General features: G+C 72.3%; 24 protein-coding genes. 8 read left to right on the top strand and 16 right to left on the bottom strand.

What is annotated here, in order from left to right; genetic code table 11:
• Positions 1-31: 31 nt before the first annotated feature.
• From ACN28A_RS19805 to ACN28A_RS19790, 4 genes are all read right to left on the bottom strand, one after another.
• Positions 32-1387 (bottom strand): hypothetical protein, encoded by a 1356-nt coding sequence (locus tag ACN28A_RS19805; protein WP_421396995.1) that lies wholly within the window; start codon positions 1385-1387, stop codon positions 32-34.
• A 306-nt stretch (positions 1388-1693) separates the two neighbouring features.
• The gene (locus ACN28A_RS19800; RefSeq protein ID WP_421396994.1) at positions 1694-2647 is read right to left on the bottom strand and encodes a zinc-binding dehydrogenase; all 954 of its coding nucleotides are present in this window, start codon (positions 2645-2647) and stop codon (positions 1694-1696) included.
• Positions 2648-2768: 121 nt separating this feature from the next.
• Positions 2769-3995 (bottom strand): NAD(P)-dependent malic enzyme, encoded by a 1227-nt coding sequence (locus tag ACN28A_RS19795; protein ID WP_421396993.1) that lies wholly within the window; start codon positions 3993-3995, stop codon positions 2769-2771.
• Between the two features lie 173 nt (positions 3996-4168).
• Positions 4169-4531, bottom strand: coding sequence for a S24 family peptidase (locus ACN28A_RS19790; RefSeq protein WP_421396992.1), 363 nt, complete (start codon positions 4529-4531; stop codon positions 4169-4171).
• A gap of 83 nt (positions 4532-4614) precedes the next feature.
• Between ACN28A_RS19790 and sodN the strand changes: the two genes are divergently transcribed.
• Both sodN and ACN28A_RS19780 read left to right on the top strand, forming a co-directional pair.
• A complete protein-coding gene (gene sodN / locus ACN28A_RS19785; protein ID WP_421396991.1) occupies positions 4615-5022 on the top strand; it encodes a superoxide dismutase, Ni in 408 nt (135 codons plus the stop codon).
• 123 nt (positions 5023-5145) lie between these two features.
• Entirely contained in the window at positions 5146-5553 is a 408-nt protein-coding gene (locus ACN28A_RS19780; protein ID WP_421396990.1) for an anti-sigma regulatory factor, read from the top strand.
• A 47-nt stretch (positions 5554-5600) separates the two neighbouring features.
• Here ACN28A_RS19780 and ACN28A_RS19775 read toward each other — a convergent pair whose 3' ends face one another.
• On the bottom strand, positions 5601-6002 hold the full coding sequence (locus tag ACN28A_RS19775; RefSeq protein ID WP_421396989.1) for a hypothetical protein: 402 nt from the start codon (positions 6000-6002) through the stop codon (positions 5601-5603).
• Between the two features lie 41 nt (positions 6003-6043).
• On the opposite strand from ACN28A_RS19775, the gene ACN28A_RS19770 reads away from it, so the two are divergent.
• Positions 6044-6997, top strand: a complete 954-nt coding sequence (locus ACN28A_RS19770; protein WP_421396988.1) for a diacylglycerol/lipid kinase family protein — start codon at positions 6044-6046, stop codon at positions 6995-6997.
• A 429-nt stretch (positions 6998-7426) separates the two neighbouring features.
• Positions 7427-7684: a WhiB family transcriptional regulator gene (locus tag ACN28A_RS19765; protein ID WP_278058625.1), complete on the top strand. Its 258-nt coding sequence runs from the start codon at positions 7427-7429 to the stop codon at positions 7682-7684.
• Positions 7685-8032: 348 nt separating this feature from the next.
• Here the strand turns inward: ACN28A_RS19765 and ACN28A_RS19760 are convergent, their stop codons facing one another.
• From ACN28A_RS19760 to ACN28A_RS19745, 4 genes are read right to left on the bottom strand one after another with little or no spacing between them, the layout of a single operon-like run.
• A complete protein-coding gene (locus ACN28A_RS19760) occupies positions 8033-8845 on the bottom strand; it encodes a sirohydrochlorin chelatase (RefSeq protein ID WP_421396987.1) in 813 nt (270 codons plus the stop codon).
• Complete coding sequence (locus ACN28A_RS19755; RefSeq protein WP_421396986.1) at positions 8827-9588, bottom strand: phosphoadenylyl-sulfate reductase; 762 nt, start codon at positions 9586-9588, stop codon at positions 8827-8829. The genes ACN28A_RS19760 and ACN28A_RS19755 overlap by 19 nt, the downstream gene beginning before the upstream one ends.
• Positions 9585-9782, bottom strand: coding sequence for a hypothetical protein (locus ACN28A_RS19750; RefSeq protein WP_278066525.1), 198 nt, complete (start codon positions 9780-9782; stop codon positions 9585-9587). Before ACN28A_RS19750 ends, ACN28A_RS19755 begins: the two co-directional genes overlap by 4 nt.
• Positions 9779-11635, bottom strand: a complete 1857-nt coding sequence (locus tag ACN28A_RS19745; protein ID WP_421396985.1) for a nitrite/sulfite reductase — start codon at positions 11633-11635, stop codon at positions 9779-9781. Before ACN28A_RS19745 ends, ACN28A_RS19750 begins: the two co-directional genes overlap by 4 nt.
• A 411-nt stretch (positions 11636-12046) precedes the next feature.
• On the opposite strand from ACN28A_RS19745, the gene ACN28A_RS19740 reads away from it, so the two are divergent.
• Positions 12047-13495, top strand: coding sequence for a glycosyltransferase family 39 protein (locus ACN28A_RS19740; RefSeq protein ID WP_421404519.1), 1449 nt, complete (start codon positions 12047-12049; stop codon positions 13493-13495).
• A 153-nt stretch (positions 13496-13648) separates the two neighbouring features.
• On the opposite strand, the gene ACN28A_RS19735 is transcribed toward ACN28A_RS19740, so the two are convergent.
• A complete protein-coding gene (locus tag ACN28A_RS19735; RefSeq protein ID WP_421396984.1) occupies positions 13649-15169 on the bottom strand; it encodes a histidine kinase N-terminal domain-containing protein in 1521 nt (506 codons plus the stop codon).
• Between the two features lie 122 nt (positions 15170-15291).
• A complete protein-coding gene (locus tag ACN28A_RS19730) occupies positions 15292-16326 on the bottom strand; it encodes an SIS domain-containing protein (RefSeq protein WP_421404517.1) in 1035 nt (344 codons plus the stop codon).
• Positions 16327-16525: 199 nt separating this feature from the next.
• Between ACN28A_RS19730 and ACN28A_RS19725 the strand changes: the two genes are divergently transcribed.
• The gene (locus tag ACN28A_RS19725) at positions 16526-18367 is read left to right on the top strand and encodes a tetratricopeptide repeat protein (RefSeq protein WP_421396983.1); all 1842 of its coding nucleotides are present in this window, start codon (positions 16526-16528) and stop codon (positions 18365-18367) included.
• A gap of 247 nt (positions 18368-18614) precedes the next feature.
• On the opposite strand, the gene ACN28A_RS19720 is transcribed toward ACN28A_RS19725, so the two are convergent.
• Positions 18615-20204: an MDR family MFS transporter gene (locus ACN28A_RS19720; RefSeq protein ID WP_421396982.1), complete on the bottom strand. Its 1590-nt coding sequence runs from the start codon at positions 20202-20204 to the stop codon at positions 18615-18617.
• A gap of 122 nt (positions 20205-20326) precedes the next feature.
• On the opposite strand from ACN28A_RS19720, the gene ACN28A_RS19715 reads away from it, so the two are divergent.
• Positions 20327-20923 (top strand): TetR/AcrR family transcriptional regulator, encoded by a 597-nt coding sequence (locus ACN28A_RS19715; RefSeq protein WP_421396981.1) that lies wholly within the window; start codon positions 20327-20329, stop codon positions 20921-20923.
• Positions 20924-20974: 51 nt separating this feature from the next.
• On the opposite strand, the gene ACN28A_RS19710 is transcribed toward ACN28A_RS19715, so the two are convergent.
• Together ACN28A_RS19710 and ACN28A_RS19705 are read right to left on the bottom strand one after the other, a co-directional pair.
• The gene (locus tag ACN28A_RS19710; protein ID WP_421396980.1) at positions 20975-21508 is read right to left on the bottom strand and encodes a GNAT family N-acetyltransferase; all 534 of its coding nucleotides are present in this window, start codon (positions 21506-21508) and stop codon (positions 20975-20977) included.
• Between the two features lie 82 nt (positions 21509-21590).
• Positions 21591-21806: a biotin/lipoyl-binding carrier protein gene (locus ACN28A_RS19705; protein WP_278058611.1), complete on the bottom strand. Its 216-nt coding sequence runs from the start codon at positions 21804-21806 to the stop codon at positions 21591-21593.
• A 268-nt stretch (positions 21807-22074) separates the two neighbouring features.
• On the opposite strand from ACN28A_RS19705, the gene ACN28A_RS19700 reads away from it, so the two are divergent.
• Complete coding sequence (locus ACN28A_RS19700; RefSeq protein ID WP_369752275.1) at positions 22075-22149, top strand: 50S ribosomal protein bL37; 75 nt, start codon at positions 22075-22077, stop codon at positions 22147-22149.
• 156 nt (positions 22150-22305) lie between these two features.
• Here the strand turns inward: ACN28A_RS19700 and rsrA are convergent, their stop codons facing one another.
• Together rsrA and ACN28A_RS19690 are read right to left on the bottom strand one after the other, a co-directional pair.
• A complete protein-coding gene (rsrA, locus tag ACN28A_RS19695) occupies positions 22306-22590 on the bottom strand; it encodes a mycothiol system anti-sigma-R factor (RefSeq protein ID WP_278058607.1) in 285 nt (94 codons plus the stop codon).
• A 4-nt stretch (positions 22591-22594) separates the two neighbouring features.
• A complete protein-coding gene (locus tag ACN28A_RS19690) occupies positions 22595-23425 on the bottom strand; it encodes a sigma-70 family RNA polymerase sigma factor (protein ID WP_421404514.1) in 831 nt (276 codons plus the stop codon).
• Positions 23426-23586: the final 161 nt, after the last annotated feature.

Genomic DNA, 23586 nt, shown 5'->3' with positions numbered 1-23586 from the left:
CCGACCGCGCCCTGGGTGGGGGTGGGCGGAGCTAACCCACCACCGGCTTCCGGTTGTCCGCGTAGAGGTTCGTCGACCGGTCCCAGCGGATACCGGCCTGGTCGGGCCGGGCTATCACGCCGTACCTGTGGTTGCGTCCGAAGACGTTGCTACTCAGCCGGATGTTCGCGGCGTTGAGGTCGGGTCGCACGCCGATCGAATAGTTTCCGCCGTTGCAGTAATTGCCCTCGAAGACCAGATTCGACACGATCGGTCCGGTGGTGGACCCGATCATCAGACAGGCGTTGAACGGATCCTTTGTCACCGGGTTGTACGCCTCCAGCGAGTTTCCCCGGATCACGATGTTGGCGGCGCCAGTGGTCTGGAGCGTGTCGTTGTGCGATCCCGGCCCCCGGGTCAGGTGGTGGATCCAGGAATCCTCGACGACCACGTCACTGCCGAGCCGGGGCCCGTCGATGACGTTGCTGATGTCGACCCGGCGCAGCGTGTATTCGCCGCAACAGACCGCCGCCGAGTTCTTTCCCATTCCGTTGATCTCGACGTCTTCCACGACCAGGTTGACGGCGTCGATGGTGCGGATCGAGTAGTTCCCGCCGCAGGTGATCCGGGAATTGCGGAGCACGACGTTCTTCGCGGTGACGGTGACGCAGCCGGTGATGTTCAGGCCACTGACCACCTGGCCGTCCTGGGTTAGCTTTAGCGAGCCGGAGGCGCGCAGCGCGGTGCCGGCCGGCACGCCGGTGTTGTCGGGGCCGGGGAAGGTCGACGGCGCCTGGCCGGTCGGTGCCCTGGTCACGGTCGCGGAGGCGGCCGAGTCCGCGGCGTCCGGCGAGCCGTCCGGGGTGGGCGTTGCGGGGTCGGGGGCGGGCGTCGGCTTGCCTGCCGACGGCAGATCCCCGGCGGCCACCGGCTTGCCGTTCCAGGTCGACAGAACGATCGTGGCGGGTGCCTCGGGCGAGTGCACGAAGCCGTTCCGGCACCCGACCACCCGCACCTTGCGGGCCGTGTAGTTGCCGAAGACGATGCCATTCGTCCTTGCTTCGGTGCACTGGATCCTGGTGTTCTCGACCAGCGCCCCGGTGAATCCGTCGAAAATGCGTACGGCGTGCGCACCGCCATACCTGATCGTGCTGTTTCTGATCGTGACGTCGTCGGCCTTGATGTGCACGTACCCTTCGATCTTGCGGCCGTCCAGCACGGTCCCGTCGCGGGTGATGGTCATCGAACCGTCGCCACTGCCGGCGACCGCCACACCAATCCCGGCGAGAATGATCCCCAGCGTCACCGAACCCACCACCAGGGATCGCGGGGTACGCCAGCCGCGCCCGGGGGCACGACGGGATGGCGGTGTCTGTCGATTATGCTGACCCGCCACAGAGAAACTCATCAAGATCCGACTCCTTCGCCGTACAGATCGTCCTCGATCACCAGGGGCGGAACGGGACGACTGTACCCGCCGGGCCCAAGCGGATTGAGAACGCGAAGGAAAGGACGAGAATTGAACCTTTATTTTTCCTGAAGTCAGGCTTTACCCCGACTTTCCGGTGCATTGTGGAGAACTTATCCTGCCCCGCTGTCCGTTTTCGAGCGGGGCGGAACGTCCGGATTTTCAAATACTGTCACCGCGCGTGTTCACGGCGTGTCTGACCGTTGACCATGCGCGGACGGACCAGCGGCGCGTCGAGACCGGGCGCTACGCGGTGTGGTCCAGCACCACCTTGCCGAAGGCCGCACCGGAGAGCAGCCGGGCGAACGCCGGACGCGGCTCGGAGAACGGGTACGTCCCGTCGACCACCGGCCGGATGCCCTGCCGCACCAGGAGTCCGAGCAGCTCGGCCAGTTCCGCCGGGGTGCCCATGGACGAGCCGAGGATCTCCAGCTGCATCGCGAAGACCCGGCGGAGGTTCACCGGTGGCTCGTACCCGGCGGTGGCGCCGGAGACGACGATCCGGGCGCCCGGGGCGGCCGACTTCAGCGAGTGCTCGAAGGTCGCCGCGCCTACGGTCTCGACCACCACGTCCACCCGCTCCGGCAACCGGGCCCCCGGCTCCACCGCCGTGGCGCCCAGCGCGGCGATCCGCTCCCGCTTGCCCGGGTCGCGGCTGGTCGCGTACACCCGCTTGCCGAGCGCCACCGCGAGCAGCACGGCGGCGGTGGCCACGCCGCCGCCCGCCCCCTGGACCAGCACCGACTCCCCGGTCTCCACCCGCCCACGGGTGGTGAGCATCCGGTACGCGGTCAGCCAGGCCGTCGGCAGGCAGGCCGCGTCGGCGAAGGAGAGCTCGGACGGCTTGGCCACCAGGTTGGCCCGGGGCACCGCGACCCGCTCGGCGAGCGTGCCGGGATGCCGTTCGGAGAGCAGCGACAGTCCACGGGGGTCGCCGGGATCCGGGATCACCGGATACAGCACGACCTCGTTGCCGTCCGGGTCGACACCCGCCGCGTCACAGCCGAGGATCATCGGCAGTCGGTCGGCGGCCAGCCCGACACCGCGCAGCGACCACAGGTCGTGGTGGTTGAGCGAGCTGGCCCGCACCTGCACTGTCACCCAGTCCGGCTCCGGATGGGCCGGCTCGGGCTGCTCCCCGACGACAAGCGCGGCAAGCGGATCGTCGGCGTCGAACTTCGAGGCGTACGCGGCACGCATGATCAGGACGTTACACCCGGCCCGGAACCACCGCCCGGCGCCGGCCTCCGCCCTGTCGCCCCGCGAACCCGCGGCCCAGCGCCTCGGGCAAGGCGGACACGGGTCGGGCGGGGCCGGCAGGTCAGGCGCGGGCCACGCCGTCGCGGCGGGCCGCCTCGGACACCGCTTCGGCCACCGCCGGGGCGACCCGGGGGTCGAGCGGGGACGGCACGATGGCGTCGACCCGGAGCTGCCCGCTCCCCGTACCGGCCTGGTGTGCACCGTCCGACCAGGCCGCCTCGACCGCGACCGCCGCGATCGCGTCCGCCGCCGCCACCTTCATGCCCTCGGTGATCCGGGTCGCCCGAGCCGCCAGGGCACCCCGGAAGATGCCCGGGAAGGCGAGCACGTTGTTGATCTGGTTGGGGTAGTCGCTGCGGCCGGTGGCGACCACGGCGGCATACCGGGCGGCCACCTCGGGATGCACCTCGGGCGTCGGGTTCGCCAGGGCGAAGACGGCCCCGCCGGGCGCCATCCCGGCGACCGCGTCCTCCGGGATCTGTCCACCGGAGACCCCGACCAGCACGTCGGCGTCGCGCAGCGCCTCGGTGATCCCGCCGACCCGGCCGGCGGCGTTGGTCAGCTCGGCCAACTCCCCCTTGACCGGTGTCAGGTCCGGCCGGCCGCCGTGCAGGATGCCCCGGGAGTCGCAGACCACCAGGTCGTCCGGGCTGACCCCGCCGGCGATCAGCATCCTGGTCACCGCGACGCCGGCCGCGCCCGCGCCGCTGACCACCACCCGCAGGTCGCCGAGCTTGCGACTGAGCAGCGTCGCGGCGTTGCGCAGCGCGGCGAGCACCACCACGGCGGTGCCGTGCTGGTCGTCGTGGAAGACCGGGATCGGCAGCGCCTCGTCCAGCCGGCGCTCGATCTCGAAGCACCGGGGCGCGCTGATGTCCTCCAGGTTGATACCGCCGAACGACGGCGCCAGCGCGGTCACCACCGAGACGATCTCGTCGACGTCCTGGGTGTCCAGACAGATTGGCACCGCGTCCACTCCGCCGAACTGCTTGAAGAGCACCGCCTTGCCCTCCATCACCGGCATCGCGGCGCGCGGCCCGATGTTGCCCAGCCCCAGCACCGCCGAGCCGTCGGTGACCACCGCGACGGTGTGCGGGACCCAGGTGTACTCGTCCACCAGCGCGGGGTCGGCGGCGATCGCCTCGCAGACCCGGGCGACCCCCGGGGTGTACGCCAGGGAGAGGTCCTCCCGCGTGCCCAACGGTACGGTCGAGGCGACCGCCAGTTTACCGCCCCGGTGCAGCTCGAAGGCGGGATCGGACGGATCCACGGCGGCGGTGGATGACATGGTTACTCCAGGGATCGGGATCGCGAAGAGAGAATTCGGTAGCGGCCGGTGGGACGCGAGATCGGCGGTCGCCGGCAGCTGTGCGGGGATCACCCGGGTATGGACTACAGAGCATAGTGGCGGCCCGACAGCGCTGTTGCCCCGCAGGGCTCATCCGGTTGCCCCGCAGGGGGTCATCCGGCCCGACGGTGGAACCACGTCGGGCGGGGCCAGTAGCGGGCCACCACCCGGCCGATTACGTCGGCCACACCGTGCGCCCGGGAGTCGTCGGTGGCCAGCGGGTTGTCGCCGTGCAGCTCCCAGCCACCGTCGCACCGGCGTACCGCGCGCTTGACCACCAGCAGGTCCGGCCGGGTACGGAAGACACCGACGACCAGGTCACCGGCGCGGACGGCGCGACCTCCACGGCGGACCAGCACCGCGTCGCCGTGCCGCAGGGTCGGCACCATCGACGGCCCGACCACGAGTACGGCGAAGACCGGTGCACCGGGTCGGCCACCGGCGGCCGGCGGTCGGGCGGAGGCGCCGCTGGACACCCAGTTTCACCTCCGTCCCTTCGGGGACATATCGCAGGAGTACTGTCATCCTGGATCATCACAGACGTGCCTTGGAGGGTCCCATGCGGCTTCCACGCATCCTTACACCACGCATCGTCGCGCATGCCCACTGCGACCTGCCCTGCGGCGTATACGACCCGGCGCAGGCCCGGATCGAGGCTGAGTCGATCAAGGCGATCGACGAGAAGTACGCGGCGAACACCGACCCCGAGTTCCGCACCCGGGCTCTGATCATCAAGGAGCAGCGCTCCGAGCTGGTCAAGCACCACCTGTGGGTGCTCTGGACCGACTACTTCAAGCCCCCGCACTTCGAGAAGTACCCGCAGCTGCACCAGCTCTTCAACGAGGCCACCAAGCTCGCCGGTGGTGGCGGCGGCACCAAGGCCAGTACCGACGCGTCAAAGGCCGACGAGCTGTTGCAGAAGATCGACGAGATCGCGAAGATCTTCTGGGAGACCAAGCAGGCGTGAGTTCCGCCACCCGCCCGGCCACCGGGCCCGGCGGGATCTCGTCGGCGACGTGCCGGCCGGAGTGGTCCGGTCGGCACGTCGGCGCGACGGGCCGGTAGAGTCCGAGACGGGGGGACAGGCCTGGTGACTTCACTGAGCACACCGCCGACGACCGGCGACGACGTCGTCCTGCTCACCGTGCCCGCCGACGGTGGTTTCCTCGGCGTACTGCGGACGGCGACCGCCGGCCTCGCCGCGCGCCTGCACTTCGCCCTCGACGAGATCGAGGACCTGCGCATCGCCGTCGACGAGGCGTGCGCCATGCTGCTGGCGGTCGCGACCCGGGACGCCGAGCTGGACTGCCGGTTCTCCGTCACCGACGACGCGCTCACCGTCGAGGTCTCGGTGCCCACCGCCCGGGGAGCGCGGCTGCCCTCGGAGTCGTCGTTCGCCTGGAAGGTGCTGACCGCGCTGACCACCTCCGCCTCGGCCGCCGCGACCGGCGACCGGGCCACCATCACACTGCTGACCCGACGCGCCGCCGAGGTCTGAACCCGCGCCCGTTGGACCTGCGGCCGTCGAGCCCGCTTCTCCGCCGGTCAGGCCCGTTCGGTGTCGAAGCCGAGCGCGCGGTTGGTGGCCGTGCTGATCAGCAGCCCGACGACGACCAGCCCTAACGCGATCAGCGGCGCACCCAGCCAGGCGAGCCCGCCCAGGATCATGAAGTAGCCGACCGGCAGCAGCATGAGCTGCAACACGATCGCCGGAGCCCGCGCCGCCGGTCGGCGACGGTCGAGCGCGGTGCCGAGCACCCAGAGCAGCACCGCGCCACCCGCGGCGAAGAGGATGACCAGGAGCGCGGAGAGCAGGTCGGTCGCGGTCGCCGTGATCAGCTCGTAGACCAGGAAGAGCGTCAGCAGGGCCAGCCCGACCGCTTCGGCACGCAGCAGCCACACCGCCCAGCGCAGCGGGCCGGGTGCCGGTTCGGGGTCGCTCGTCACGGGCGCCACGATACCGGGCGGCTCGCGGTACAGTGCCGCCCATGCGGGCCATCCTGGTGGTCAATCCCAAGGCCACCACCACGACGGGCCGGGGCCGGGACGTTCTCGTCCGCGCGCTCCGCAGCGAGGTGGACCTGACCGTCGCGTACACCCGGCGGCGCGGACACGCGGTCGCGCTGGCCCGGGAGGCCGCCCGGCAGGGTGTCGACCTGGTGGTGACGCTGGGCGGGGACGGCACCGTCAACGAGGTGGTCAACGGCCTGATGACCGCCGGCCCGTCGAACAGTGCCGCCGACGACCGGCCACCGGCCGAGGAGTTGCCGGCGCTCGCCGCCGTACCGGGTGGGTCGACGAACGTCTTCGCCCGGGCGCTGGGGCTGCCGCGCGAGTGGCCGGAGGCGACCAGCATGATCCTGGAGGCGCTGCGGGTGGGTCGGGTCCGCACCATCGGGCTGGGCCTGGCCGACGACAGGTACTTCACCTTCTGCGCCGGGCTGGGCATGGACGCGGCGGTGATCCACCGGGTGGAGCGGGCCCGCCACCGTGGTCGGGTCTCCACCCCGGGCCTGTACCTGCGCTCGATCGTCGGCCAGTTCCTGATCGGGGCGGAACGGCGGCACCCGGCGATCCGGCTGGAGCAACCCGGCGAGATCACCGAGGGTGAGCTGGCCACGGTGATCATCCAGAACACCGCGCCCTGGACGTACGTCGGGGACCGGGAGGTCAATCCGAACCCGGACGCCTCGTTCGACCTGGGCCTGGACGTGCTGGCGCTGCGCCGGCTGCGGGTGCCGAGCACCACCCGGATGGTGACCCAGAGCCTGTCCCGGCGCCCCGACCCGCGCGGCCGGCAGATCCTGCGGCTGCACGACCTGGAGGAGTTCACCCTGGTAGCGGAGCAGCCGCAGGCGTTCCAGCTGGACGGTGACTACCTCGGGGAGCGGAACAAAGTTCGATTCACCTCCGTGGCGGCCGCACTGCGAGTAATCTGCTGAGCCTGGGGTACAGCACCCGGTAGCGGACCTCTACAGCATGCCACGAGGGCGGTGCCGGAAATGCCAGCAATGTCGGGCGGACTGTACTATATTGATTCTCGGCTGTGGCGCACCGGGTGCCGGCAAGGGCGGAAATCCGGACAAATGGGCCGTGACCTGTCTCACCTGCCCAGAGTTTTTCCGGGCGCTACCCTTGACATCGCGGGAGTTCGTGAAAGTATTCACAAGCGAACTTGAGTTACCGGGACATTGCGTGGGCGCGTTCGTCCGACGACCGCCGCCCCGCGGGGTTCCGCAACACAAAGCCTGCTCTCGCGCTGCCGAACCGATGGGCTCCAGATCGTCGTGATCGGCACCGCGGACGCATATAGAAAAGATCCACGAAGCACGAAGCACTGCCGCCCACCCAGATTGAGGAGTGTTGCCGCCATGGACTGGCGCCACCATGCTGCCTGCCGCGACGAAGACCCGGAGCTGTTCTTTCCGATCGGAACGTCCGGTCCGGCCGTCCTGCAGGTCGAGCAGGCCAAGGCCGTCTGCCGGCGTTGCTCCGTGACCGATCAGTGCCTCCAGTGGGCGCTCGAATCCGGTCAGGACGCCGGCGTCTGGGGCGGAATGAGCGAAGAAGAGCGGCGCGCCGTCAAGCGCCGTGGCGGCCTCCGGGTCCTGCGTGCTCACTCCGCCTGACCGACCACACCACGCACAGAACGCTCCGGGGCTCGTTCCCCGGGGCGTTCTGCGTTCCGGCCTAACACGTTCCGTCGTTCGCGGAACGCGTTCCGCTGTCGTCGTGACGATGGATAGTGGATCGACGACAATCCGCTGATCAATTTGCCGCCCGCTAAGCCGGGACGAATTCACATCCGCCGGTCGCGATTCCGAAGGCGATTCACCACCCGGGTACGGCCATCGCCGCCCGGCCCGCGCCTCGCGGCGGCGGGCCCGAGGACGCCGACTCGGCGGCGACTACCCAGAGTGGTGGCGGATTATCACGCTGTGTCACTGGCCTGCCCGGCCGCAGGGCATCGACGACCACTACCGTGAGTCACCGCTGACTGCCGCGTCGACCCGCCCGAGAACCAGCCGCACCAACTCCGGCGCATCGCCCAGCGGGTCGGCCAGAGCCACCGCGCCGGCCTCCCGGGCCGATCCCAGAGCCGTGTCGCAGAGCCGGCCGGGAGCCAGGAAGTAGGTGGCCACCGCCACCCGCCGGGCGCCGGCCGCCCGGAGTGCACCGACCGCCGCACCGGCCGTCGGCGGGGCTGCGGAGGCGTACCCGACCCGGGTCGGTAAACCGGTCGTCCGGCCGAGCGCCTCGGCCACCTGCACGACGGTGTCCCGCGCGGCGGCGTCCCGGGTGCCGGCCGCGGCCAGCACCAACCCGTCGACGCCGCCGTCTGCCGGGGTGGCCGCCCCGACGGCCTCGGCGAGCCGGCGCAGCAGCCCGGCCAGCAGCCGTGGGTCGACCACACCCGCCGTCGGACCGAGCACCTCGGCACTTCGCACCGGAATGCGCAGCCCCGCCTCCCGGGCCACCGCCACCGCACCGGGAATGTCGACCCGGCCGTGGTACGCGGCGGTCAGCAGCAACGGCACCAGTACGGCCGACCGGTGCCCGGCCGCCTCCAGTTCGGCCAGTACGGCGCCGGGCCGGGGCGGCCCGTGGTCGAGATAGCTCGCCCGGACCGGCAGGCCCGGCCGGGCCGCCGCCACGGCCCGGGTCAGCGCCTCGGTGGCCCGGGCCGCCCGGGGATCGCCGCTGCCGTGCGCCACCAACAGCACCGGAGCCAGCCGACCACCCCCGGCTCCGCCGGCTCCGACCTCGTCGGTCACACGTGCAGGCCGCACTCGGTCTTCTCGAACATGGCCCAGCGACCGGCCCTGGCGTCCTCGCCCGCCCTGGTCCGGCGGGTGCACGGCCAGCAGCCGATCGAGGTGTAGCCCTGCCGGAACAACTCGTTGACCGGCACCGTCCACCGGGAGATGTAGGCGTCCACCTCGGCCTGGGTCCACGCCGCGATCGGGTTCACTTTGACCTTGCCGCGCCGGGCGTCGAAGCCGACCACCGGAGTGTTGGCCCGGGTCGGCGACTCGTCCCGGCGCAGCCCGGCCGCCCAGGCGTCGTACTCGGCCAGGGCCCGCTCCAGCGGCTCCACCTTGCGCAGCGCGCAGCACTCGTCGGGCGCCCGGGAGAAGAGCCGGGGACCGTACTCGCCGTCCTGCTGGCCGACGGTCTGCCGGGCCCGGATGGTACGCACGTTGACCGGCAGGGTACGGGCCACGGTGTCGCGTACCCGCAGGGTCTCCGGGAAGTGCAGTCCGGTGTCCAGGAAGACCACGTCCACCCCGGGCACCACCCGGGAGACGACGTGCGCGAGTACGGCGTCCGCCATCGAGCTGGTCACGCAGAACCGCTCGCCGAACTCGTCCGCCGCCCAGCGGACGATCTCGCGGGCCGGTGCGCCCTCCAGTTCGCGGTTGGCCTTCTCGGCCACCGCCCGCAACTCCTCCGGGTCTCGCCGGGACGGGCTGGCCGGCACGACGGGACCGAGCTTGACCAACCCGAGGTTGGCCGCGGCGACCGGACTCATGGTTGCCCTCCTTCGAACGCGGCGGGGACTGTCGACTCGAACGCGGTGGGGGCGAGCAGGCCGGTGAACTTCACCGTGAAGACCCGGGCACAGGCCCGGCACTCCCAGGCACCGTGCGACGCCTCGTTGGGCCGCAGGTCCTCCTCGCCGCAGTACGGGCAGTACATCGGTGCGGCTCGGGTCTCACCGCTCATCGCAGCTCCTCCTCGTCGACTCGCACGACCCAGTTCGCGAAGCTCTCGCCCTCGGCGCGACCGTCCAGATAGCGGCGGGTGAGCCGCTCGACGTACTCGGGAAGCTCCGCGGCGGTGGTCTTCAGGCCGCGCAGCTTGCGGCCGAATCCGGCGGACTGGCCCTGGGCCATCCCGAGACCGCCGCCGAGGTGCACCTGGAAGCCCTCGACCTGGCGCCCGTCCGGCCCGACCACGAGCTGGCCCTTGAGCCCGATGTCGGCGGTCTGGGTCCGGGCACAGGCGTTGGGGCAGCCGTTCAGGTGGATGCTCAGCCCCTCGCCGAGGTCGGCCCCGGCGAGCCGCTCCTCCAGCCGGGCGACCAGCTCCTGGCCCCGGGCCTTGGTCTCGACGATGGCGAGCTTGCAGTATTCGAGGCCGGTGCAGGCCATGGTGTCCCGCCGCCACACCGAGGGGAACGCCTCCAGGCCGATCCGGCGCAGCGCCGCCACCAGCGAGTCGGTCCGCTCGGCCGGCACGTCCAGGACCAGCAGTTTCTGGTACGGCGTGAGGCTGACCCGGCCGCTGCCGTGCTCGGCGGCGGCGTCGGCCAGTTCGGCGAGCTGGCTGCCGGAGATCCGGCCCACCACCGGGGCGGCCCCGACGTAGTGCCGCCCGTCCCGCTGCCGGTGCACCCCGATGTGGTCGATCGGCTTGGCCGGCAGCTCCGGCGCCGGCCCGTCCAGCAGGCCCCGGCCCAGGTATTCCTTCTCCAGCACCTCGCGGAACTTCGCCACGCCCCAGTCGGCGACCAGGAACTTGAGCCGGGCCCGGTGCCGCAGCCGACGGTAGCCGTAGTCCCGGAAGATCCCGACCACTCCGGCCCAGACGTCCGGCACCTCGGAAAGCGGCACCCAGACGCCGAGCCGCTGCGCCAGCATCGGGTTGGTGCTCAGCCCGCCGCCGACCCAGAGGTCGAAGCCGGGGCCGTGCTCCGGGTGCTCGACGCCGAGGAAGGAGATGTCGTTCACCTCGTACGGCGTGTCGACCAGCCAGGAGATCGAGGACTTGAACTTGCGCGGCAGGTTGGAGTACTGCAGGTCGCCGACGTAGCGCCGGACGATCTCGTCGATCGCCGGGGTGGGGTCGAGCAGCTCCGCCTCGGCGATCCCGGCGACCGGGCTGCCCAGCACCACCCGGGGGCAGTCGCCGCACGCCTCGGTGGTCTGCAGGCCGACCGCCTCCAGCCGGCGCCAGATCTCCGGCATGTCCTCGACCCGGATCCAGTGCAGCTGGATGTTCTGCCGGTCGGTGATGTCGGCGGTGTCCCGGGCGTACGTCTGCGAGATGTCGGCGATCGTCCGCAGCTGCTCCAGGTTGAGCTGGCCGCCGTCGATCCGCACCCGGAGCATGAAGTACTCGTCCTCCAGCTCGTGCGGCTCGAGTACGGCGGTCCGCCCGCCGTCGATGCCGGCCTTGCGCTGGGTGTAGAGCCCCCACCAGCGGAATCGCCCGCGCAGGTCCTGCGGGTCGATCGAGGCGAAGCCCCGGTGCGCGTAGATGTTCTCGATCCGGGCCCGTACGTTGAGCGGGTTGTCGTCCTTCTTGGTCCGCTCGTTGGGGTTGAGCGGCTCCCGGTGCCCGAGTGCCCACTGCCCCTCGCCGCGCGGCCGACGAGCCGGCCGGGCAGCGCCGCGCGCTGCCGCACCGCCGCGCGCTGCCGCACCGCCGCGCGCTGCCGCACCGCCGCGCGCTGCTGCCGCGCTGCCGTCAGCGGGTGTCGCGCTGCCGCCCGCCGGTGCGCTGCCGTGGGCGGGTGTGGCGTTGGTGGTGTTGGTGGTGGCGGCGGGCCGGGCCGGGGTGTCACTGACCGCCATCGCGGCGTCCTCCGTAGTTTCGTTAGACCAGGTGGACGCGCAGCGCGACGACCTCGGCCACAACGGGCCGGAAGCGACGGTGCCGGAGGGGCCGGCGCGCTGGGCGCCCGGGACGGAAAGGTCCAGGCGGCGTCAGTGGGCCGGACAGATCGCGCTGCGCACGCGGCCGTAGTCCACGTGGCGGCGGGAGGTGAATCCCGGCCTCGCGAAGCGGCGCACTGCGGCGGTCATACCCGTCATGCTGCCACATCAGTACCGGCCGGACCACCGCCCGCGACCATCGATCCCGCCTGGCGGACCCGCTGTGGCGGGCTTCACGCTACGATTTCGGACATTGGAACGAATGCGACAAATCGTCGCCTACCAGCCACACCCCGCCGGATCGTCCTGGCCGCCGGCCGGCGGATCGTCCTGCCGACCCCGTTCCGCCGGCAGGCGACCTGGCTCTGGCCCGGCCTGGCCACCCTGCTCGGCACCGCCGTCCAGCTCGACGGAGCCCCACTCTGGCGCGACGAGCTGGCGACCTGGAGCGCCGCCACCCGCCCGTTCGGCGACCTGCTCCGGCTGGTCGGCAACGTCGACGCGGTGAGCGCCCCCTACTACCTGCTGATGCACGGCTGGGTCGCGGTCGCCGGAGACTCCGTCGTCGCACTGCGGCTGCCGTCCACCCTGGCCATGGCGGGTGCCGCCGCGCTGACCGCCGTACTCGGCGCCCGGCTCTTCGGCCGCCGGGCCGGGCTGCTCGCCGGACTGCTCTTCGCACTGTTGCCGAGCACCTCCCGGTACGGCCAGGAGGCCCGACCGTACGCCCTGGTCACCCTGCTCGCGGTGCTGGCCACCCTGCTGCTGTGCCGGGCGCTGGACCGGTCCCCGGGCCATCCATCGCCGCGTCCGGCCGCGACCTGGCCGCGCTGGGCCGGCTACGCGGCTGCGCTCGCCGGGGTGGGCCTGGCCAACCTCTTCGCGCTCAGCCTGGCCGCCGGGCACGCGTTCGCCGCCCTCGGCGACCGACGGACGGGGGTACGGCAGCGCTGGGCGGTCGCGGCCGGCGGGGCGGTGCTGGTGCTGGCGCCGCTCGCCGTGCTCGGCCGCAGCCAGCAGGGCCGGCAGCTCGACTGGGTCGGCCGGCCCGGTCTCGGTGACCTGCTCGGGCTGCCCGGCAGCGTCGTCCAGGCCGGTGTGGTCGGCGGGCTGCTGTTCGGGCTGGCCGCCGTCGGGGTCGCCACCCGGGGCCGCCCGGGCGTGCCGCTCGGGCTGAGCGTACTGCTGCCGGCCCTGCTGCTCTTCGTCGCCGGGCAGGTCACGCCGCTCTTCGTACCCCGTTATCTGGTCTTCGTGCTGCCGTTCGCCGCCGTGCTGGCCGGCGCGACCCTGGCCCCGCTCCGGCTGCCCGCCGGGCTGGCGATCGTGCTCGCCGCCGGCCTGCTCGGCGCCCCCGAACAGGCCGCCCTGCGCCGCACCCACGAGTCCCCGCGCAGCGCCCCGGTCGACTACCCGGCGGCGGTACGCGTCATCGCCGCACAGCGGCGGCCGGGCGACGGCATCGTCTACGCGCCCCGGGACGGCTGGGCGTTCCTCGACCTCGCCACCGCCTACTACCTGCGCGACGACCGCCCCAGGGACGTGCTCCTCGTCGCCGACCAGGTGCGCCGGGCCGACTTCTGGGCCACCGAGTGCCCCCGCCCCGAGCCCTGCCTGGCCACCGTGGACCGACTCTGGCTGCTGGTCCGGGGCGAACACCCCGATCCACTCGCCCACCTGCCCGAGGACCGGGCAGCCCCGCTACGCGCCCGCTTCCGCCCCACCCGGACCTGGACGGTCCCCGGCCTCACCGTCACCCTCCTGACCCACCCCTCCTGACCCACCCGCCGCTCCCTGCCCTGCCGGGCAAAATCGCACTAGTTCCGGGAAAGAGTGGCCTCGGTCCCGGCGGAGGGGACTCTTACCGGGAAAGAGCGCGATCTTGCCCGGCAGAGCACGAGGGAGGGCAGCGGCGAGGGAGGGGACGGGGGCTCAGCGGGCCAGTGGGACGACGAGGAGGGCCTCGGTGCCGGTGTCCGCGCGGTTGCGGAGTTCGATGGTGCCGCGCAGTTCGCCGGTGGCCAGCGCCCGGACGATCTGGAGACCGAGCCGGCTGCCCTGGTCGGCGTCGAAGTCCGCCGGCAGGCCCCGGCCGTTGTCGGCGACCGTGACGTGCAACTGCTTGCGGAACCGGTGCGCCGAGACGACCACCTCGGCCGGTTCGGCCGGCGGTGGCACCGCCTCGCCCTCGGCCGGCTCCGGAAAGGCGTGCTCGACGGCGTTGAGCAGCAACTCGTTCACGACGATCACCAGCGAGGTGGCGATCTCCGCCGGCAGCACCCCGAAGCTGCCCTGCCGGCGTACCCGGACCGGGACCTCGGTCGCGGCAACCTCGGCGGCGGCCACCGCCACCCGGTCCACGATGCCGTCGAACTCGACCGCCTCGTCGCTGGACATCGAGAGGGTCTCGTGCACGAGCGCGATCGAGGCGACCCGGCGTACCGACTCCTCCAGGGCGGCGCGGGCGGCCGGGATGCCGACCCGGCGGGCCTGCAGCCGGAGCAGCGCGGCGACGGTCTGCAGGTTGTTCTTCACCCGGTGGTGGATCTCCCGGATGGTTGCGTCCTTGGTGATCAGGGCCCGGTCCCGGCGGCGTACCTCGGTCATGTCCCGGACCAGCACCAGCGCGCCGATCGGCACCCCGGCCGGCATCAGCGGCAGGGCCCGGGTCAGCACGGTGGCGCCCCGGGCCTCGATCTCGCGGCGCGGCGGCGCCTCACCGCGCAGCGCGGCGAGTACCCGGTTCGCCGCCTCGGTCCCCTCCAGCGGGTCGGCGGCCAGCCGGCCGTTCAGCGCCGCCAGGTCCTCGCCGACCAGGTGCGAGGCGAACCCGAGCCGCCGGTACGCCGACTGCGCGTTCGGGCTGGCGTAGGTGACCTTGCCGTTGGCGTCCAGCCGGACCAGCCCGTCGCCGACCCGGGGTGCCGTGGTGGTCTCGCCGGGGTGGCGTACCGGCGGGAACGTCCCGTCGGAGAGCATCTGGGCCAGGTCGTCGGCGGTGGTCAGGTAGTTCAGTTCGAGCTGGCTCGGGGTGCGTGCGGTGGAGAGGTTGGTGTCCCGCCCCACCACGGCGACCACCTCGCCCGCTTCCCCGTCGCTTGACCGCAGCCGGACCGGGATCGCCTCGTGCCGGGCCGGGGTGTCGCCGTACCAGACCGGGTCGCCCTCCCGCCAGATCCGGCCCTGGCTGTACGCGATCGCCAGGTGCGCCACCTCGGGCCCGCCGACGATCCGCCCGACCTGGTCGTCCTGGTACGCCGTCGGCGCGGTGGTCGGGCGTACCTGGGCGACGCAGACGAAGCCGTCGGTGTCGTTGACCGGCACCCAGAGCAACAGGTCGGCGAAGGAGAGGTCGGAGAGGAGTTGCCAGTCGCCGGCCACCCGGTGCAGGTGGTCGACGTCGACCGGGCGCAGCCCGGTGTGCTCCTCGGCGAGATCGCGCAGCGTGGACACCGGGCAAGCCTGCCACGCCCACGCCCGGGGCGGGGTGTAAGGAAGGGCCCCTTGTTATCGCATTCTGTTGTAGAAGGGCCCCCGCGAAGGGCCCCGCCTTACCGGCAAGCCCTGGGCGTGGGCTAGAGCGTGGAGGTGACCTTGTGCAGGCCGCGCGGGGCGTCCGGGTCCTCGCCCCGGGCCAGTGCGAGGGCGAGGGCGAGGCGCTGCACCGGCAGGATGTCCAGCAGCGGGGCGTACCGCTCGTCGACCTCCGGTACCGCGAGCCGGGCGGCGGCGCCGTCGACCCCGGCCGGCCCGACCACGACCAGGTCGGCGCCGCGCTCGCCGACCTTGGCCAGTACCTCGCGCATCGAGGTGCCGCCGGCACCACCGCCGACGACGGCCAGCACCGGTACGTCCGGGTCGGTCATCGCCAGCGGGCCGTGCAGCAGGTCGGCGCCGGAGAAGGCGAGCGCCGGCAGGTAGGAGGTCTCCATCAGCTTCAGCGCGGCTTCCCGGGCGGTCGGGTACGCGTAGCCCCGGCCGGTGGTGACCATCCGGTCGGCGAACCGGTAGCGGGCGGCCAGCTGCTCCGGCGCCGGGTCGGCGAGGGTCTGCGCGGCCAGCTCGGGCAGTGCCGCCAGGCCGGCGCGTTCCTCGGCGGGGATCGCGCCGTCCCCGGCCCGGATCCCCTCGACAAGCATCAGCAGGGCGAGCAGTTCGGCGGTGTACGTCTTGGTCGCGGCGACCGCCCGCTCGTGCCCGGCGGCCACGTCGATGGCGAGTTCGGCGACGCCGGTCAGCGGCGAGTCGGGGGCGTTGGTGACCGCCAGGGTGAGCGCCCCGGCGGACCGGGCCACCCGGAGCACCTCGGTGAGGTCCGGTGACCCGCCGCTCTGACTCACCCCGACGACGAGGGCCTGGGAGAGGTCGGGGCGGGCGCCGAAGACGGTGATGGTGCTCGGCGAGGCGAGCCCGGCCGGCAGCCCGAGTCGGATCTCGGTCAGATAGGCGGCGTAGAGCGCGGCGTGGTCCGAGGTGCCCCGGGCGGTGAAGACGACGTGCTTCGGGCGGCGTTCCGCGATCACGGCCGCCACCTGCGCGATCGCCGCCGTCGAGGCTGGTTCCAGCAGTCGCGCGAAGCCCTCCGGCTGCTCGGCGATGTCCGCCGCCATGCCGGCTCCCGGTTGCGCCACGATGACCTCCTCGACCTCCTCGTGCGCGATTCCCGCGCGTTCCATGCTCAGCTTTGCACGATTGGACGCGTCTGAGCAATCTAACGAGCAGCTTTGCGCAGTAGATCACCACCCGCCGCCACCATGCCCTAGGCTCCCCAACCCAGGGGAAATTCCACGTACGTGAAGGGTCGACTCGGTGCCCGAGGGAACGGACGACCCCCGGCTCTCGGCCGAGGGGGAACTCGCGCTGGCCCGGCTGGCGCTGGACGAGGGAGATCTCCGGCACGCCGCCGGGCACCTGGCCGGGGCGATCGCGTACGCCCCGACCATGCCCGAGGTGCACGAGGCGCTCGCCCAGCTCGCCGCCCGGTCCGGTGGCGGGGTGGACCTCTTCCCGCTCGACCAGCACCCGTTCATCGGTACCGTCGTGGCCCGCGCGCACCTGCTCGCCGCCGCCGGACGCCCCGGCGACGGGCTGGAACTGCTGGCCGCCGCGACCGGGCACGTCCCGTCGGCCGACTGGGCCGGTGTGCCCTGGGTGAGCGCCCCCGAACTTCCCGGCAATCTCGACCCGGACCGGATCGCCCGGGTGTTGATGCAGGTCTGCGCCGGCATCCCCGACCCGGTGCCGGAGCCCGCCCGCGAACCGCTCTGGCCCTACCTGCGGCTGGCCCGGCACGCGGTCGCGGCACATCCCCGGCACGGCCTGCTGCTCGGCGCGGCGTCCGCGCTGGCCCGCCGGGTCGGCGCGGTCGGCCAGGCCGTCGAGTGGGCCGGCCAGGGTGCCCGGGAACTGCCGTCGAAGCTCTCCGAGGTGTGGCTCGGCTACGCCTACCGCAGCGCCGGGCGGACCGGCGAGGCGCTCGCCGCGCTGCGCCGGGCCGTCGAACACGACCCTGACGACCTCTCCGTGTACGCCGACATCGCCGGCACCCTCGCCGACCACGGCCGCCTCGACGAGGCGCTGGAGTGGATCGACCGGGCACTGGCCCGCGACCCCTCCTTCGACTGTGCGGTGCACACCGGGCACCGGCTGCGTTACCGCCGCGACGGCGACCTGGGCCACCTGGTCGCGCTGGCCGACTTCCAGCGGGACCACCCGGACGACTCGCACGAGCACAGCGACCTCGCCGAGTGCTGCCAGAGCCAGCCGTGGCTGGGCAGGGTGCCGCCGGCCACCGAGTTGGTGGCGACGGCGCTGCGGCAGCGGCTGGCCACCGGCGATCCGGCCGACGGGGTACGGCTGTCGCTGGCCGGGCTGGAGCCGCCGAGTGCGATGCGGGCCCTGCACGACGCCGCCCCGGCCCTGGACGTCGCGGTCGCCACCACTCCGGAACCGGATCCGCGCGAGCCGCGCCGGCCCGTCGGGCACCAGCTCTGGCGGTACTCCGGGACCACCGCCGTACCGGCCGTGCCGCCGCCGGCCGACGCGGCGGTACGCCGGATCCAGCAGTTGGCGCACCCCGCCTGGCCGCACCCGCCGGCCGCCTACGACGCGGCGGTCGGGTTGGCCACCCTCGAACTCGACGACCTGCTCGGCCTGCTGGTACATCCGCCGGCCCCGCCGCCCACCGAACTGGGCCGCACGCTGGGCCGGCACGATCCGACGCTCTGGGTGCGCTGCGTCCAGGTCTGGGCCTGCCTCGGGCTGCTGCACCACCGCACCGACGAACCGTGGCCGGACTCGACCCGGCGACGGGTGCTCCTCGACCTGGTCTGGGGTGTGGAGGACTGGATCACCGAGGCGGCCCTGTTTGCCCTGGTCACCGCCGCCTGGGTGGACCCGTCGGTGCGCGCCGAGGTGGCCCGGGTGATCGCCGAGCGGCTCGGCGACGCGGTCGAGGTGGCCCAGCGGCGGCCGGTAAGCATGCTGCGGTCGCTGGCCCACCTGGTGCTGGCCACCCCGTCCGCCGAGCCGGCCGCGCTGGACACCGCCCGGCTGCTGCTCACCCGGGACGGCACCGCGGTGGCACCCCGGCAGCGCCGGTTCGGCCGGCTGCTGGACCGGATGTGGCGACGCCTCACCCGGCAGGACTGAGCCGGGTGACGTCCGGCAGGACTGGGCCGGGTCTCGTCCGGCAGGACTGGGCCGGGTCTCGTCCGGCAGGACTGGGCCGGGTCTCGTCCGGCAGGACTGGGCCGGGTCTCGTCCGGGAAACTGGGCCGGGTCTCACCCGGCAGGACCTGGCCGGCGGCGGGATGGCTGGACGGGTGTGCCCGGCGGCTCTGGTCGGGATAGGCGGCGCCGCCGCCCCGGAATGGGGGCGACGGCGCCGTGCGGATGGTCAGCGTACGGGTGGTCGGGCCAGGGCGATCTCGGCCTGCTCCTCGGGCGTTTCGGCCGGCGCCGTGGCGGCCGGGCCGCCACGCAACGGGATCTCCTTGACGAACCAGGCCAGCACCGCGACGACAAGCGCGAACGGCACAGCCCAGACGAAGACCGTTCCGATCGCGTCGGCGAGTCCGCCGAGCACCGCATGCTGCTGCTCCGGCGGCAGTGCCCGCAGCGTCGCCGGGTCCACTCCGGCGCCCTCGCCGCCGCCGGCGATCATCGGCCCGGCGGCCGAGTCGGCCAGCCGGTTCGCGAAGACCGCGCCGAAGAGCGAGATGCCGAACGAGCCGCCGATCGACCGGAAGAAGGTGGCGGCACCGCTCGCCGCGCCCAGGTCCTTCTGCTCGACGCTGTTCTGCGCGATCAGCATCGAGGTCTGCATCAGGAAACCCATCCCGACGCCGAGCACGATCATGTAGAGCGACGACTCCAGCTTGCCGGTGTCGACGTCGAGCATGGCCAGCAGCGCCATGCCGGCGGTCATCACGATCCCGCCGACGATCGGGAAGGCCCGGTAGCGGCCGGTCCTGGTGATCGCCCGGCCGACCACGATGGACACCACGAGCATGCCGAACATCAGCGGCAGCAGCAGCAGGCCGCTGTTCGTGGCGGAGGCGCCCTGCACGGTCTGCTGGTAGAGCGGCAGGAAGTTCATCGCGCCGAACATCGCGAAGCCGAGCAGGAAGCCGATCACGGAGATCACCGCGAAGTTGCGGTTGGCGAAGAGGCTCAACGGCAGGATCGGCTCGGCGACCCGGCGCTCCACCAGGGCGAAGGCGAGCAGCGAGACCACGGCGAGGGCGGCCAGCCCGAGGATCTGCCCGGAGGTCCAGTCGTACTCGTTGCCGCCCCAGGTGGTGACCAGCACGATCGCGGTGATGCCGACCGAGAGCAGCGCGGCGCCGAGCCAGTCGATCCGGTGCTCGGTGCGGTACTTCGGCAGGTGCATCCGGGTGGCCAGCAGGATCAGCGCCACGCCGCCGAGCGGCAGGTTGACGTAGAACGCCCAGCGCCAGGAGAGGTGGTCGGTGATGAAGCCGCCGACCAGCGGACCGGCCACCATGGCGATGGCCATGATGCCGGCGATCATGCCCTGGTAGCGGCCCCGCTCCCGGGGCGGGACCAGGTCACCGATGATCGCCATCACGCCGACCATCAGGCCGCCCGCGCCGAGACCCTGCACCGCGCGGAAGGCGATCAGTTCCGCCATCCCCTCGGCGGGGCCGCCGAGCAGCTGCGAACCGGCCATCCCGCAGAGGGCCGAGCCGAACAGGAACAGCAGGATCGAGGTGAGGAAGATGCTCTTGCGGCCGTACAGGTCGCCGAGCTTGCCCCAGATCGGTGTGGAGACCGTGGAGCCGAGCACGTACGCGGTGACCACCCAGGTGAAGTGGTTCAGCCCGCCGAACTCGCCGACGATCCTCGGCAGCGCGGTGCTGACGATCATGTTGTCGAGCATCGCGAGCATCATCGCGATCATCAGACCGCCGAGGACGACCCTGATGTTGACTGGTCGTTGCGGCGCTTCCGCCATGGTGGTCATCGGTAGGCTCTCTCCCCCTGAGTACGTGGCCCACTTACTTGCCGACCGGCTAGTGAATTCTACTTGCCGTACGGTAAGTTGGGTGCCTGGTGCCCGTCAAGCGATAACGAGAGGTGGTCCTGGTGACCGGCAGCACAGGTGACACACGGTCCCGGATCCAGGCCGTCGCGCTCGAACTCTTCACCGAGCAGGGTTACGAGAAGACCTCGCTGCGGGAGATCGCCGAACGGCTGGGCGTGACGAAGGCCGCCCTCTACTACCACTTCAAGAGCAAGGACGACATCGTCGAGAGCTTCGTCGCCGACCGGGTCGACCGGCTCGACCGGCTGATCGAGTGGGCGGCGGAGCAGCCGGCCGACGCCACCGGCCGGCGGGCCACGCTGCGCCGATACTCCGCGGAGTTCTTCGGCGACGACGGCGGCAACGTGATGCAGTTCTTCGAGCAGAACCGGACGGTGGTCAAGCACCACCCCGCCGGCCAGATGATGCGGGACCGGATGCTGCGGATCGCCGAACTGCTCTCCCGGGCCGACCCGTCACCGGCCGGACAACTCCGGGCGATGCTGGCGCTCTTCGCCGTACACGGCAGTCTCTTCGCGCTGCGCGGCGAGATCAGCGGCGAGGAACGGCAGGCGCTCGCGCTCGAGGTCGCCAACGAGATGCTCGACCGGATCGGCGAGACTACCGGCGGGTCCGGTCAGCCCTCGCCTCCGGGTTAGTTCCCGCCTGCGGGTTGGCCCTCGCCACCGGGTTGGCCCTCGGCGCCGGGCTCAGTGGCCGGGCTCGGCCAGCACCGCCGGTGCCGGTTCCAGGTCGAGGCGGAGTGCGTACAGGTCCACCCCGGGGGCCGGGGACCAGTCCCGGTCGGGGGTACGCACGAAGCCGAACCCGTCGTAGAGCCGGTGCGCCGGGGCGGAGAAGCTGCGGACGCAGATCACCACCCGGGAACAGTCCTGCGCCCTCGCCCGGTCCAGGCAGGCCCGGACCAGCGCCTTGCCGACGCCCCGGCCCTGCGCCAGCGGGTCCACCGCCAGCATCCGGAACTCGGCCTCGCCGGCACCGCAGAGTTCGGCGTACGCGGAGCCGGGCAGCACGAACAGCACCGCGCCGAGCGGTTCACCGGTCGCCGGGTCGGTGGCGACCAGCAGTTCGCCGGCATCGACCCGGGCCGGTACGTCGGCGAGAACCTGTTCGTAACCGTGTTCGCCGTCGAGCTGCCCGTCCGCCCGGTACGCCGCCACGGTGAGCCGGGCGATCGCGTCGAAGTCGGCCGGCTCGGCGACCCGGACCAGCAGGTCGGTCATTCCGCTCCCTCGTTCCGTCGAGTAGTGCCGCGGTCGTTCGTCGCCGGCCCGGTGGTGTCGCGGTTGTCCGATGACGGCGCGGTTATTCGATGACGGCGATCAGGTCGCCGTCCTGCACGACGTCACCCTCGTTGACACGCAGCTCCCGGAGCACCCCGTCGGACTCGGCCAGCACCGGGATCTCCATCTTCATGGACTCCAGTATCACCAGCGTGTCACCCTCGGACACCGAGTCGCCGGCCGAGGCCACGACCTTCCAGACGTTCGCCACCATCTCGGCGCGGATCTCCTCGGCCATGGGTTTCCCCCTCGTCGTCACCGTTGTCCTGCGAACGGTATCCAATCATGCGCAGGCCACGGGCGTGGGCACTGTGCAGGCGACAGGGGTCGGCACCGTGCAGGCCACGGAGGTCGGCACCGTGCAGGCCACAGCCATGGGCACCGCGCCGCCCGTCGGCACTGCGCCGGCCGGTCGCCCGGGGACCATGAAAGGATTGCCGGCGCGAGCAGAACGGGCGGCCGGCGACTCCTGCCGGCACCGCCGCAAGCAGACCGAGGAGGACAGCATGGCGAAGAAGGCACGGAAGAAGAAGGCGCGGAAGAAGAGCTCCGCCAACCACGGCAAGCGCCCCAACTCCTGAGTTCGGCGCCGGGCCCGAGCGGCCGGGCGGGGCACGGGACGCGTCGGCGATCGCGGCAGAGCGCTCGCCACCACCCGGCCCGCCCGGCGATCCGGCCGGCCGGCACCGCGCCCGAGAACGGGCGCGGCCGGCGACCTCACCGGCGCGGCCGGCGGCTCAGTCGGGTAGGTACTCCCGGGAGTCGGTCTCGAAGACCAGTTCGGCCAGCCGGACCCGCAGCCGCTCGCGAAGCTCGGCGGGGGCGGTCTCGTTGCCGCAGCAGCGGGCCACCAGGGCCTTGACCTCCTGCTCGATGCCGTACTCGCGCAGGCAGGGCGAGCACTCGTCGAGATGGTTCCGGATCAGGTCGCGCCGCTCGTCCGCGCACTCCAGGTCGAGGTAGAGGTACACCTCGGTGAGGACCTCACGGCAGTCGGTCTCGTGCGGGTCACCGCAACTCATTGGCTCACACCTCCCGGCCAGCCGCAGCGGACCTGGTCGACGGGGCGGACGAGAAGCCCCGCTCGGCAGCGTAACGCTCCAGCAGCTTCCGTAGGTTCCGCCGGCCACGGTGCAGCCGGGACATCACGGTGCCGATCGGCGTACCCATGATGTCGGCGACCTCCTTGTAGGAGAACCCCTCGACGTCGGTGAGATAGACGGCGAGCCGGAACTCCTCCGGGAGCTGCTGCAACGCCTCCTTCACGTCGGTGTCCGGAAGCCGGTCCAGCGCCTCGGTCTCGGCCGAGCGCAGTCCGCTGGAGGTGTGCGACTCCGCCTCGGCGAGCTGCCAGTCGGTGATCTCCTCGGTGGGCGCCTGCACGGGCTGCCGCTGCCGCCGCCGGTAGGAGTTGATGTAGGTGTTGGTCAGGATCCGGTAGAGCCACGCCTTGAGGTTGGTGCCCTCTTCGAACTGGTGGAACGCGGCGAACGCCTTCAGGAACGTCTCCTGGACCAGGTCCTCCGCGTCGGCGGGGTTGCGGGTCATCCGCAGGCCGGCGGCGTACAACTGGTCGACGAAGGGCAGCGCGTCACGTTCGAACCGGGCCCTGCGCTCGTCCGTCTTCTCCGCTGTCAACCGGCCGTCTCCCTCGCCTCGGTACCGAACCGGCGCGGTGACCTTCTTCCCCATCACCGCAGCGTTATTCGGCTGTCCCGCCGAGGATACGCGGAAAGCGCGCGGCTGCGACTCCGTTCGGAGGGTGCTGGTACCCACTCCGGGCCGGCCCCCCGACGACCGGGTGGGCGGGCCGTTCCGCCTCCGGTCCGGTGACCGCGCATCGCGGTCGTGCTCCAGGCTCCGTGTCTCGGTCGACACCGGGCAAACCCCCTTGTGGCTTCACTGGCTTCCGGGAGTTGTAACCGCCGCACCGGGCGGGGCATTCCGGCACCGCCCCATCCCTGGCCCCGCCGTGACCGATCCGAGGCGGACCGTCCACGGCTGGGACCAGGAAGGGC

Origin of the sequence: Plantactinospora sp. WMMB782 (assembly GCF_049179135.1) — a bacterium.
Taxonomy (GTDB): domain Bacteria; phylum Actinomycetota; class Actinomycetes; order Mycobacteriales; family Micromonosporaceae; genus Plantactinospora.
This window is presented reverse-complemented; position numbering and strand designations above follow the sequence as displayed.